The organism is Clostridium lacusfryxellense, from assembly GCF_018861735.1.
In the GTDB taxonomy this organism is placed as follows: domain Bacteria; phylum Bacillota; class Clostridia; order Clostridiales; family Clostridiaceae; genus Clostridium_AD; species Clostridium_AD lacusfryxellense.
The window spans coordinates 26,670-39,588 of the sequence record NZ_JAHLEB010000021.1; the positions used below are offsets into that span (position 1 = coordinate 26,670).

Annotated in this window: 11 protein-coding genes; 1 reads left to right on the forward strand and 10 read right to left on the reverse strand. The window is 31.9% G+C overall.

Features of this window, described 5'->3' with window-relative positions:
- The first annotated feature begins 251 nt into the window (after positions 1 to 251).
- A complete protein-coding gene (locus KPL55_RS13255) occupies positions 252 to 1,472 on the forward strand; it encodes a hypothetical protein (RefSeq protein WP_246599476.1) in 1,221 nt (406 codons plus the stop codon).
- 67 nt (positions 1,473 to 1,539) lie between these two features.
- Here the strand turns inward: KPL55_RS13255 and KPL55_RS13260 are convergent, their stop codons facing one another.
- The 10 genes from KPL55_RS13260 to galT all read right to left on the reverse strand — a co-directional run bounded on the left by KPL55_RS13260 (position 1,540) and on the right by galT (position 12,857).
- The gene (locus tag KPL55_RS13260; RefSeq protein ID WP_216307214.1) at positions 1,540 to 2,295 is read right to left on the reverse strand and encodes a carbonic anhydrase; all 756 of its coding nucleotides are present in this window, start codon (positions 2,293 to 2,295) and stop codon (positions 1,540 to 1,542) included.
- Positions 2,296 to 2,539: 244 nt separating this feature from the next.
- On the reverse strand, positions 2,540 to 4,237 hold the full coding sequence (locus KPL55_RS13265) for a [FeFe] hydrogenase, group A (protein ID WP_216307215.1): 1,698 nt from the start codon (positions 4,235 to 4,237) through the stop codon (positions 2,540 to 2,542).
- A 3-nt stretch (positions 4,238 to 4,240) separates the two neighbouring features.
- Positions 4,241 to 6,115, reverse strand: coding sequence for an NADH-quinone oxidoreductase subunit NuoF (gene nuoF / locus KPL55_RS13270; protein ID WP_216307216.1), 1,875 nt, complete (start codon positions 6,113 to 6,115; stop codon positions 4,241 to 4,243).
- Between the two features lies 1 nt (position 6,116).
- On the reverse strand, positions 6,117 to 6,593 hold the full coding sequence (locus KPL55_RS13275) for a complex I 24 kDa subunit family protein (protein WP_216307217.1): 477 nt from the start codon (positions 6,591 to 6,593) through the stop codon (positions 6,117 to 6,119).
- 171 nt (positions 6,594 to 6,764) lie between these two features.
- The gene (locus tag KPL55_RS13280; protein WP_216307218.1) at positions 6,765 to 7,403 is read right to left on the reverse strand and encodes an ABC transporter permease; all 639 of its coding nucleotides are present in this window, start codon (positions 7,401 to 7,403) and stop codon (positions 6,765 to 6,767) included.
- Positions 7,400 to 8,374, reverse strand: a complete 975-nt coding sequence (locus KPL55_RS13285) for an ABC transporter ATP-binding protein (RefSeq protein ID WP_216307219.1) — start codon at positions 8,372 to 8,374, stop codon at positions 7,400 to 7,402. The genes KPL55_RS13280 and KPL55_RS13285 overlap by 4 nt, the downstream gene beginning before the upstream one ends.
- 32 nt (positions 8,375 to 8,406) lie before the next feature.
- A complete protein-coding gene (locus tag KPL55_RS13290; protein ID WP_216307220.1) occupies positions 8,407 to 9,342 on the reverse strand; it encodes a glycine betaine ABC transporter substrate-binding protein in 936 nt (311 codons plus the stop codon).
- Between the two features lie 27 nt (positions 9,343 to 9,369).
- Positions 9,370 to 10,008: an ABC transporter permease gene (locus KPL55_RS13295; protein WP_216307221.1), complete on the reverse strand. Its 639-nt coding sequence runs from the start codon at positions 10,006 to 10,008 to the stop codon at positions 9,370 to 9,372.
- 208 nt (positions 10,009 to 10,216) lie between these two features.
- Entirely contained in the window at positions 10,217 to 11,221 is a 1,005-nt protein-coding gene (locus KPL55_RS13300) for a LacI family DNA-binding transcriptional regulator (RefSeq protein ID WP_216307222.1), read from the reverse strand.
- Between the two features lie 124 nt (positions 11,222 to 11,345).
- Complete coding sequence (gene galT, locus KPL55_RS13305) at positions 11,346 to 12,857, reverse strand: UDP-glucose--hexose-1-phosphate uridylyltransferase (RefSeq protein WP_216307223.1); 1,512 nt, start codon at positions 12,855 to 12,857, stop codon at positions 11,346 to 11,348.
- Between the last annotated feature and the right edge of the window lie 62 nt (positions 12,858 to 12,919).

Below are 12,919 nucleotides of genomic sequence, written 5' to 3' on the forward strand. Positions count from 1 at the left end.
ATCAAATTTGAAATTATTACAAAGGCAGAGTTGATGTTTTAATCAACCCTGCCTTTATATTTTTTATAACTTATTGTTTGTGTATTCTTATTGATTATAATATAATGTAAGCATACAAAATTATTTATTAAATAGAATATAATATAGGTCATATAAAGAAGAAATTCTCTATAAAAAAGTATCTAAAGAAAGGAAGTGACTGATTTAGTGAGTTTAAAATTAATAATTTTATTACGCACTAAAGATAAAATATGAAGATAGTAGATGTAATAGCACAAATTAATAAGATAGGTAACGAGTCTAAGGATAAAATTGCTCCTTTTCAAGTATTGAAAACCTTTAAAAGTGGAAGATCTGAAGCCGGAGTATTTATGGTTGAATATGGCTCTGCTAATAAAGTAGGTATCCTAAAAGTAACAAAAAATAATGATGCCAAAGTTTTTCAAGAAGCCTATAACTTAGCATCTGAAAACAACATGCAAAAGTATATTGCAAAACTCATATCTAGTTATAAAATTCAAGATAAAAACAAGGCTACGTTATACGTTAACTTATATGACTTAGCTGGTGATGACATATACAACAGTGAGACATTTCTTGATAAAGTTCTTCATGAAGACGAACTTAAGGACAGCATAATATTAACAATAACTAAGTTTTTGTTTACTTGGAACAAGGAGCATATAAAAAAATACTTGTCTCCAATGCATATAGTTAAGAGTGAACTTTCATATAGATATATGGATAGCAAATACATACAAGCTTTCGAATCTATAGGTGTAGACAAAAATATAAAATGGATTTCTCTAGATGGAACTGATACACTGTTGCCTAATCCCTATTATTATTTTAATAATGAAAATATGTGGGATGATTTAACTGTAACGTGTCTTACTGGATACGCACATGGAGATTTCCAAGGAGATAATATTATTATAACTGAGGACAAGCCTGTAATAATTGATTTTTGTGATCTTATACCAGATTGCAACGTTTTTCATGATCTCCGCTACCTTGAGTCTATAACCCTTGGAGATTGTTTAGAAATTGATAAAGAATGCGATAGAGAACTATGGAGTAAAGTTTGTGAAAGCTTAAGCTTTGGGATAACAGACATAGAGCTTCCTCAAGGACGTGGCATGAGTCTTATAAGACAACTTATGTCAAAACTCAGAAAAAACGTGAAGTTAATTGTATCTGATAGTCGTAACAGCCTATATGATCCTTCATTTCATTTAGCAGGAACTGCTTCTGGATTGATTAATATGAGAAAATATACGAGTGTAAATAAGAAAAAAGCAGCATTTATATATGCAGCATTTAATCTTAAAATGTTTCTTAAAGATGAAGCTGTTAATATGTATGATCCTAAATTAGATTCTTGTATCGTATTTAATTGGGAAAATCAGAAACTCGGAAATAGTATTGTTGTTTTAGATCCTTGTTTAAAAACCTGTGCGCTTGTGCACTAATTTAATATTTAAAGGCTATAAAATAATATATGCATATTGCAATATATTATTTTATAGCCTCTTCTCTTTATTTATTAAACCACTTTACTTTACCTGTTTCTAACATATATTTAGCCTCTACCACTTTTATATTTCCCTTTTTCAATTCTTTTTTAATAACTTCCGATTTTTCTATCTCAAGAGTAGAATTATTAATGTTCTCATCACATACTGCTTCAATTAATTTTTCACCTTTAAGATTTTGTGATTTTATTTTTTCATCTGATTTAACCTTATCAATTGAAGGTTGTATTTTTTCTATTATAGTTTCGATATTCCCTCCATCTTTTTTTCCATCACTTTCTACTGCCGCCCCAACAGCGCCACAGTGTTCATGCCCCATTACAACTATAAGAGATGTATTTAAGTGCTCCACTGCATATTCAACACTTCCAAGTTCAATTTTATCCATTACATTTCCTGCAACTCGGATAACAAACAAATCACCGAGACCTTGATTAAAAATAAGTTCTGGCGGTACTCTGGAATCTGAGCAAGTAATAATTACAGCACAAGGGTTCTGTCCATTAACTAAAGTTTCTCGTTTAGCACTACTTACATCGACTTCTATTGGTTTATTTTTTTGAAACCTTTCATTCCCAGCTTTTAATCTTTTCAAAGAAACATCCGGTCTTTTTATTTCTGTAAGTTCATTAGGTTTATTCGATTGTGTCTCCACCCCATTAACAGGTGCAAACATACCAATGCTACTTCCGCCTAAGCCGCTTACAATGCTAAATGTTATTATAAATATAATTGAAACACGTAAAAATGTCTTCTTCATAATATCGTCTCCTTTGTTTTTTAAATGTCTATTTCCTACCTTAACCTTCTTATTTTACCATAAAAGAGTATATAACGAATTACACATTTATACATATATTCCGCTTCTTTATTGTTCGAATTATTTTGCAAATCTATACTGTTTATTTTATAGTCTATCAACCTATTTTTGCTCAAAAAAAACATCCACATATAAACTTGTACTGTTTATATGTAGATAGTTTTTGTTTTTTTCATTTATACTATTATTTCTGATCTTGTTTCGTATTGTAATTTACATGTAACAAATCATGAACCCTGTCCTTTAGAATTCCTGAATATAACGACTCCATTAACGGGTTGTCATCCGTACGATTAATACTATTCATTTTATCTGCCTGATATAGCCCTATTCCTCGTTTAGTTTTACCCTCTGCTTTTACGAATGGTTGACCTGCACCACTTACGCATCCACCAGGGCACGCCATAACTTCTACGAAATCATAATGAACTTCACCAGATTTTATTTTCTTTATAATGTCATCTGCATTTTTGAGTCCACTTACTATTGCAAATTTTATTTCACGATCATTTACAATAATACTAGCCTCTTTAGCGCCCTCCATGCCCCTAACGCCGTCAAAGGCAAGAGCACGTAACACAGCAATAGGCTGATCCGATAAAACTTTACGTATAACCGCTTCAGTTACACCTCCTGTCACTCCAAATATAACTCCAGCTCCACTACTAATTCCAAATGGCATATCTAGTGCCTCAGGTTCTAATTCTGAAAATGTTATGCCTGATTCTTTTATCATATTTATAAGTTCCTGAGTTGTTACTACATAATCAACACTCGGGACCCCATCTTTTTTAAATTCCTCCCTACTAGCTTCATATTTCTTCGCTGAACAAGGCATAATTGCTACGCTTACAAGTTTTTTATCACCATCTTTATAATGCTCCTTTATTACAGAAGCAAACATTTCCATAGGCGATCTACAAGTGGAAACATTTTTCATTAAATCTGGATAAGTATTTTCAGCATATTGAACCCATGCAGGGCAACACGATGAAAAAAGTGGTAATTCTTCGTTATTTTTATGTTTTCTGAGAAATTCATTTGTTTCCTCTACAACTGTAAGATCTGCTCCTACCGATGTATCAAACACCTTATCAAAACCCATTTTTCTAAGAGCAGTGACTATTTTACCAATAACATTCTCTCCATCATTTTGTCCTAGTTCCTTACTTATAGCTACTCTTACAGCAGGCGCAATTTGTACTACAACCAAAGTATTTTTATCACTAAGTTCTTCCCAAAGTTTATCCGTTGTACTCCTTACAACAATAGCCCCAGTAGGACATACCGCCGCGCACTGACCACAGCCAACACAATTTGATTCTCCTATAGGTTCATTAAACGCCGTAGACACAGTCATGTTAGATCCTCTGCCAACAAAATCAATTACTCCAATATTTTGTACTTCCGCACACACCCTTACACAATCACCACATAGAATACATTTACTAGGATTTCTTACTATGCATACTGATGAATCGTCTATTTCTTGCGTTTTTGAAGTATTTTCAAACCTTACATCTTTTATTCCAAAACGTTTTGCAAGTTCTTGTAGTTTACATCGAGTATTTTTTACGCATGTTGTACAATCTCTACAGTGATTTGCAAGCAATAATTCAAGAATATTTTTTCTATACTTTCTAAGTCTCGGGGTATTTGTATATATTTCCATGCCAGCTTTAGGAGGAGTAGAACACGCAGCCTCAATGCCTCCATATTTGTTTTCAACCATACACATACGGCAAGCGCCATAAACTGAAAGCTCTGAATAGAAGCATAATGTTGGTAATTCAATACCTGCTTTTCTAACTAATTCAAGAATATTCTTTTCATCCTTTATTTCTACAGGAACATTGTCTATAGTCATAAACTGTCTATTCATCTATTACGCCTCCTTTATAGCTTTAAATGCACATGCATCAATACAACTACCACATCTTATGCACTTATCATCATCAATTGTAAATGATGCTTTAATTTTACCTGAGATTGCTCCAACCGGGCAAATCCTTGAACATTTTGAGCATCCCTTGCAAAACTTTGTATCAATATATATTGTCCTAAGCTTCTGACACGTTTTAGATGGACATTTTTTATCAACAATATGAGCTTCGTACTCATCACGAAAATTTTTAATTGTACTTACAACTGGTAATGAAGCTGTCTTTCCAAGTCCACATAATGCTGTTGAAGATATTGTATCTGCAAGTTCTAATAGCATATCTATGTCTTCAAGTTTTCCTTTTCCTACAACTATACCCTCAAGAATTTCAAGCATTCTTTTTGTACCCTCGCGGCAAGGAACACATTTGCCACAAGATTCATTTTTTGTAAAACTCATAAAGAATCTTGCAATCTCAACCATACAGGTATCCTCATCCATAACTACAAGTCCACCAGAACCTATCATTGCACCAGCCTTCTTGAGCGAATCAAAATCTAGTGGTAAATCTAGATTTTGTGTTATAAGGCATCCGCCAGATGGTCCACCTATTTGCACTGCCTTAAACTTTTTGCCATCTTTTATTCCTCCACCAATATCAAATATTATCTCTCTTAAGGTTGCTCCCATTGGTACCTCAATTAGTCCTGTGTTTTCAATATTTCCAGTTAGTGCAAAGGCTTTTGTACCAGGACTATTTTTAGGTCCAATTGAGCTATACCATGCTGCACCTTTATTAATTATTACAGGAACATTAGCAAAAGTTTCAACATTATTTAGCACTGTTGGTTTACCAAAAAGTCCTTGTTCTACTGTTCTTGGAGGTTTTACTCTTGGCATACCCCTTTTTCCTTCGATAGATGCTGTTAAGGCGCTACCCTCACCACAGACAAATGCGCCTGCTCCTTTATTAATTTGAATTTCGAAACTAAAACTTGTCCCAAGAATATTTTCTCCTAAAATACCATATTCTTTTGCTTGTTTAATAGCATCCGAAAGCCTATTTACAGCAAGTGGATATTCTGCGCGAACATAGATAAATCCCTTTTGTGCACCACAGGCAACTGCTGCAATTATTATTCCCTCGAGCACTCTATGTGGATCTCCCTCCATTAAACTCCTATCCATAAATGCTCCAGGGTCACCTTCGTCACCATTACATACAATATATTTAGTCTTTTCCTTTTGGCGCTGAACCTGGCTCCATTTACTACCAGTAGGAAATCCACCGCCTCCACGTCCTCTTAATTTTGACTCTGTTATTTCATTAATGATATCAATTGAACTCATTTCAAATAACACCTTTTCAAGTGCAGAATACCCCCCTACAGCTATATATTCTTCTATTGATGTAGCATCAATATGTCCGCAATGTTCAAGCGCAACTCTAGTTTGTTTTTTATAAAAAGTAATTTCTTCCTGTTTCCTATATATTTGTCCATCTTTAGTGTATGCCAGTCTCTCAACACATTCATCTTTAACTATAGTTTTATCAACAATTTCTTGACAATCTTCTAACTTTACTTTTAAATATAAATATCCAAATGGTTCAATTCTAACGAGAGGACCCATTTCACAAAATCCATGACATCCACTTTTTTTAATTCCAACAGTGTCATCATGTGGTTCTTTCTCAAGGTTTACTTCACAATTTATGCCCTTTTCCTTCATAATTCTTATTAGCTCATCATAAATTTCTAATGAACCACCTGCAATACATCCAGTACCAGCACATATTAGAATTTTTTTCTTTTCCTTTGCAAACCTGTTTTTATATATATTTCTAGTTTCAATTAAATCATTTCTATTAAGAAGCATATTATTTTTCCTCCTTAAGAGTTTTTAAAAGCTCCATAGCTTTATCAGGTGTCATAGAACCATGTACCTTTTCATTAATAGTTATAGCTGGTGCTAGTCCACATACACCCAAACACGAAACCGTTTCCAAGGTGAACATAAAATCATCCGTAGTGGTTTTAGTTTCAGAAAGTTGTAAATGATTTCTTAACTTCTCTAAAATAGGAACCGATTTTCTAACATGACAGGCCGTGCCATCACATATTTTAATTATAAACTTGCCTTTAGGTTGTAACGAAAAGTTTTCATAAAAAGTTGCCACACTATATATTTTTGCGCGACTCATACCGAGCTTTTCTGAAAGATATGCAAATACCTCCTTAGGTAAATACCTATAACATTCTTGTGTATCCTGCAATATTGCAATAATATTACTAGCCTTAAATTCATGATTTTGTAATATAGTATCAAGATTATTATAATCAAATGTAGTATTCATTTCTCTCCCCCTTGTAAATTTAGGAAATTGATATTTTTTTAACAATAGATCATTGAAAACGTTTGTTGTAAACCTCCCAACTATGTATTTATTTAATTGTTCTAATTGTAGTTAAAATATATTTGTTTGTCAACGCGATAATGCAAAATAAAATATTTTATACTAAAAATATTAAACTTTGCATTTACCATTTGCTTTTAAACCAGCTAACTTTTCTAAATATAATAATATTTGGTTCGCACCCAATGCCAGCCCTGCAGACATTATAGTTCCCCATAATATTTTGGGAAGATAATTCATCCTAAGACCATCAAATAGAATAACCCCTAGACCACCAGCATTTATTACCGAGGCAATAGTTGCTATACCAATTGTAGTTATAGTCGCAATCCTTACTCCCCCGAGTATTATAGGAAGTGCCAAAGGTAATTGTATTTTCAAAAATAGCTCAATTGAATTAAACCCCATACCTATGCCAGCTTCAATAATTGCTGGGTCTATAGCCTGAAATGCTGCAAATATGTTTCTAACTAATATATACTGATTATATATTACTAAAACAAAAATTGCTGTCCCTTTTCCAAGTCCTAATATAGGTATCAATAAAGCAAACAATGCTAAGCTCGGAATTGAATAAATAACTCCAAGCGAGGATAACACTATCGTAGATAAAACCTTTGATCTTAGAATTAGAAGTGATACAGGAATTGCAATCACTAGTGATATAGAAATACTAAGTGCTACAATTTGAAGGTGCTCTGACATCAGAAGTAACATACTATCATAATTCTTTAATAAGTATGAAATCATGAGATATCCCCCTGTATTGATTTCTTTATTTTTAACTCTTTAGGTGTAATCATTCCAACTACTTCATGATTGTCTTTTTCAACAATTATGTAGTCAATGTCTCCTGTAAGGAAATATGTTAGCAACTTTTGCAAATCTATATTTTCATTAACTCTTATGTCGCCATTCTTTTCTTTTAATTCAAAAGGAATCATTACGTCCCTTGCATGTAAGAACTTAAGCTTTTGGAGAATGTCCTCTGAGGAAACCAAATTTGAAACAAATTCATTAGCTGGATTAAATAATATATTTCGCGGAGTATCAAATTGTTGCACTGCCCCTTTATCCATTATAATTACTTTGTCCCCTAATTTAAAAGCTTCATTTACATCATGAGTCACAAAAAGTATTGTCTTATTTAGTTCCTTTTGAATTTTTAAGATTTCATCTTGAAGATTTAACCTTGTTATGGCATCTAATGCTCCAAAAGGTTCATCCATCAGCATAATCTCAGGATCAGCAGCCATAGCTCTTGCTATACCAACTCTTTGCTGTTGGCCTCCTGATAATTGTCTTGGATATCTTTTTTTATATTCCTTAGAAGGAATTTTCATTAGATCAAGTAGTGCATCAACTCTTTGAGATGTATCTTTTTTATTCCACTTTAAAATATTTGGAACAGTCGCGATATTTTCCGCAACTGTCATATGAGGAAACAACCCCACCTGCTGAATTACATATCCAATCTTTTGTCTATGTTTTTCTGCAGGCAATTTTTTTATATTTTCGCCAAAGAATAATATTTCCCCCGAGCTTAATTCGTGAATTCTATTAATCATTTTCAAAAGCGTAGTCTTACCTGAGCCAGAAGTCCCGAGAATTGTTATAAAACTACCTTCCTCTATGCTAGCACTTACATCAGTTACAGCATATTGCTCTGAACTAGAAAATTTTTTACTTACTTTATCAAACTCAATTGCTATTCTTTTCAAAGTCTATGCCTCCCTCATTTTAATTTCTAATTTTATTTTTCTAAATTAGATTCATAAAAATTCTTAGCTACTTCCGTGTACTCTTTTTTATCTATATCTACTTCTGCATTTAATTTTATTATTGTTTTATTATCAATTTTCTTTGTAACCTTATTTAAAATATCTTTAATATCCGGATTTGCCTCAAGAATATCTTGTTTTATAACTGGGGCTATATTATATGGTGGCCATACATGTTTATCATCCTCAAGGATTACAAATTCCCCTTTACTTAATTGTCCTTCTGTTGTATATGCTACAGCAACATCTGCTTTATCATTGTGAAGGACATCATATTTGAGTCCATTATCATATATTTTTTCATTTTTAAATTTGAAATCTCCATAAGTCTTTATAAGCGCTGGAAGACCATCTGTTCTTTCATTAAACTCACCTTGGGATGCAAATCTTATTTTACCTGCATTTTTCTGAAGGTCACTTATAGTATGGATATTATATTGATCTGATGCTTTTTTCGAAATTACAAGCCCTTGCCCATCATTTGCAGAAGATGGTTCAAGCCAAATCAATTTAAATTTTTCTTTGTACTTTGCCGCAACCTCATCATAAACTTCTTTTGAATCAAACTTTGGCTCCTGCTTTAATATTGAAATTAAGCCAGTACCAGTATATTCTGGGTAGAAATCTATATCCCCGTTTATCAGTGATGTATGAACTACTGCACTACTAAGATTAAATTTCCTCTCAATTGTGTACCCTTCCTTTTCTAGAGCGACTGCATATAATTCACCTAAAATTAAAGATTCAGTAAAATCTTTAGATCCAACTTTTATTGTAGGTTTACCATTTAAGACGTTTGTTTTTGCATCTTTAAATGTGCTTTTTTTCGAACAACCAGTTAAAACTGAAACTGCAACTAATGTCGTTAATATAGAAATTATAACTATGCTTTTAATTTTTTTATTCAAATTTATTCACTCTCCCATTATAATATTTTAGTCTCTTTGATATTTTGTAATATTTTGCTGCACCATAAATAACAACATTTCTGCTATAACAGAAAGTAATGCTACTGAGACTCCACCTACAATTAATATTCTAAAATCATTCATTCCAAGACCTGTGAAAATAAAATCTCCAAGACCTCCAGCTCCTATGTAAGATGCTAATGTAGCACTAGCAATTACTTCAACCGCTGAAGTTCTAACTCCTGTAATTATTAGAGGAAGAGCTAATGGTATTTCAATTTTAATTAGCATTTTCTTGTAATCCATTCCCATCCCTTTAGCACTCTCAAGAACAGAAACATCAATATTTTTCATCCCTAAATACGTATTTATAAGTATTGGAGGTATGGCTAAAACCACAAGTGCCACAAGTGCTGGAAGAAATCCAGTTCCAAGTATCGGCATAACCAGCACTAAGATAGCTAGACTTGGAATAACTCTAAAAAAATTAAATAAATTCATTATAGGTTGTGACGCCACAGTATATTTAGCACATAAAATCCCCAGTGGCACTGCTATAATAATACTTATTAAAATCGCCGCACCACTAATATAAGTATGAATCCTTACTGCTTCATAGTATTTATCAATGTGTTTTAATAGATAATCCAAAACCTCGGCAAACATCTACATCTATCCTTTCTAACAATAAACTTTATCTTATAACTTTAACTTTTAATTAGACTAATTACAAGATTTTTTTTAATTAAAATAAAGTAAAAATATAGTCATACATATTAGTATATGATTATACTTTAAACTAATAACACTTAATTCAAAAAAATAATAGTAGCCAATTTATATATACAACTATAAATTGGCTACTATTTATTTATTATAATGCTTTTTTTACGCCAGAACAACTATCTCTTTTTATAAGTTGTGTTGGTATAACTATCTTTTTCGCTATTTCCCTTTCATTCTTCAACCTTTCAACAATTAGATCTACAGCTGTTTCTCCCATAAACTCCATATGTATTTTAACCGTAGTTAAAGCAGGCACTATAAATTGTGATGTGATATTATCATTATATGAGATAACACTTATGTCACCTGGTATTGTAAGCCCTGCTTCACTTATAGCCCTATACGCACCTATTGCCATGGAATCATTTGCTATTATATATGCAGTAACGTAATTTTTATTCTCTAATGCTATTTTCATAAGCTCATATCCACTCTGTGGTGTAAACTTACCAATGTACAAATTAGCATCGTTGTATAAGCCTCTAGCAATCATTTCTTCTTTAAAAGTTCTCTCTCGTCTATCAACAAAAACGTCCTTGCCCTCATTAATAAATTCCTTGCCGCTAATAAATGCAATATTTTTATGACCAAGTTTCTCTAAGTAATTTAATATATTTATAGTCGCATACTTTAAATCACATACTACAGAATCATAGACTTCACTAACTGGTGAAGAATCAACAAAAACTATATGCTCCGATACGGTTCTAAGTTTCTCCACTTCTTTACTTCCAAATTTTCCAATAGCTATAATTCCATCTACATCTTTTATTTTTGCAGTAAAAAATGGTGACAATTTTACAACTTCTATATTTTTACTAGCACATTTTTTCTCTATAGCTATTCTTATAGATAAATAATATGGATCTAATACTTCTTCTTTTTCAGTGTACCAGTTTGCTATCGCTAACTTATAAATACTTTTTTTAGTATTTCTTTCCTTCTTTTTTACATAATTTAAACTTTCTGCTACCTCAAATATTTTTTGTTTTGTTGCATCCGTTACATTTAATGTTTCATCAAAATTTAACACCCTGGACACTGTAGCAATTGATACCCCTGCTGCATTCGCAATATCCTTTATCGTTACCATAATCCTCACACTCACTCTATTTATTTTTAGTTTAATTATACTCTAAAAACTTGTTTTTTAACTTAGATTAAAAGAGTGAATTATATTTAATCCACTCTTTTAAGTATATCTTTTATATGATTTTTTATAAACTATTTAAGAATTTATTAAAGGCTAGTATTCCATTTTCATCCCATTTAAATACACCAGAATGTTCTAGAACCTCTGAAAAAATCATACCTATTTCATCTCTTAAAATTCCATCTACATTTGTTTCATTTATATCTGAATATTTCTTTGCTAATACTAGTGCCCAATCTTTATGTTTTTTAAGTTGGGCGTTATTGTCCAATTCATATATCTTACTTTTATTTATTAAGTAATAACTAAGTCCCTTAATTTCTGTTTTAAGTCTTGCAGGTAAAACAGCAAGTCCCATAACTTCTATAAGACCAATATTTTCTTTCTTAATATGATGTAATTCTTGATGAGGATGAAAAATTCCATCTGGGTGCTCCTGTGAAGTTCTGTTATTTCTTAGAACTAAGTCTATCTCATAATCATCCCCTCGTCTCCTTGCTATTGGTGTTATTGTATTATGTGGTACATCACCTGTAAATGCTTCTATATTAACACTCTCATCAGAATACTTCTTCCAACATTTTAAAATATAATCTGCGAAATTGATAAGTGTATCTTTATCTGTTCCACTTATTCTAACAACACTCATAGGCCATTTAACTCTTCCAAGTGTTACTCCTTCAAAACCTTCTACATGAAATTCTTCCTCAACTTTTGCCTTTGCCATAGCAAACTCATACTGTCCACCTTGAAAATGATCATGACTTAGTATAGATCCACCAACAATTGGAAGGTCAGCATTGGAGCCTATAATATAATGTGGAAACTTTCCAGTAAAATCTAATAATCTTTTAAATGTTTCTTTACATATTTTCATTGGAACATGTTCACCATTTAGAACTATACAATGCTCGTTATAATAAACATATGGAGAATACTGAATAAACCATTCCTCAGAATTCAATTCAACAGGTATTATTCTATGATTACCTCTAGCTGGGTGATTTACTCTACCAGCATAACCCTCATTTTCTTTACATAGCAAACACAATGGATAATCACTTGACTTTAAGTTCTTAGCCATAGCAATAGCCTTAGGATCCTTTTCAGGTTTAGATAAATTAATCGTAATATCAATATCACCATACTTAGTATGGGATTTCCACTTTAGATCCTTTTGTACTCTATCCCATCTTATATAATTTGAATTAATACTCAAACCATAATAATAATCCGTTGCTTTACTAGGGCTATCATCATAAATCCTATTAAATTCCCTTATTATTTCAGATGGTCTTCCTATTAGGCAAGCCATTATTTTAGTATCGAATAGATCTCTAGAAACTATGCCATTGTCCTCTATTCTTTTATTTGAGTAAGCCCAATCAATTATATTATCTAAAGCTGGTTGTAATTCATATTCTTTATTTTCAATTAATATACTTGAAATCTCGTCTAAAGATAAAACTTCTAATATCCTGTTTTTTGTATAAATGAGATCTTCGGATGTTATTAAATGCTTTTGAATTGCATAATAAAGTATCTTTTGAACCTCTATAGAAATATTTACTTCCATTTCCAACCTCCTCATAGTTAAATTATTATCTTCGATGTTGTTAAATAATAATTTTCGATATT

Excerpts from the sequence above, each read along its gene's own strand:
- KPL55_RS13255 (WP_246599476.1), top strand. The coding sequence starts at position 252 with ATGAAGATAGTAGATGTAATAGCACAAATTAATAAGATAGGTAACGAG.
- galT (WP_216307223.1), bottom strand. The coding sequence starts at position 12,857 with ATGGAAGTAAATATTTCTATAGAGGTTCAAAAGATACTTTATTATGCA.
- KPL55_RS13300 (WP_216307222.1), bottom strand. The coding sequence starts at position 11,221 with ATGGTAACGATAAAGGATATTGCGAATGCAGCAGGGGTATCAATTGCT.
- KPL55_RS13280 (WP_216307218.1), bottom strand. The coding sequence starts at position 7,403 with ATGATTTCATACTTATTAAAGAATTATGATAGTATGTTACTTCTGATG.
- KPL55_RS13265 (WP_216307215.1), bottom strand. The coding sequence starts at position 4,237 with ATGAATAGACAGTTTATGACTATAGACAATGTTCCTGTAGAAATAAAG.
- KPL55_RS13275 (WP_216307217.1), bottom strand. The coding sequence starts at position 6,593 with ATGAATACTACATTTGATTATAATAATCTTGATACTATATTACAAAAT.
- KPL55_RS13260 (WP_216307214.1), bottom strand. The coding sequence starts at position 2,295 with ATGAAGAAGACATTTTTACGTGTTTCAATTATATTTATAATAACATTT.
- KPL55_RS13295 (WP_216307221.1), bottom strand. The coding sequence starts at position 10,008 with ATGTTTGCCGAGGTTTTGGATTATCTATTAAAACACATTGATAAATAC.
- nuoF (WP_216307216.1), bottom strand. The coding sequence starts at position 6,115 with ATGCTTCTTAATAGAAATGATTTAATTGAAACTAGAAATATATATAAA.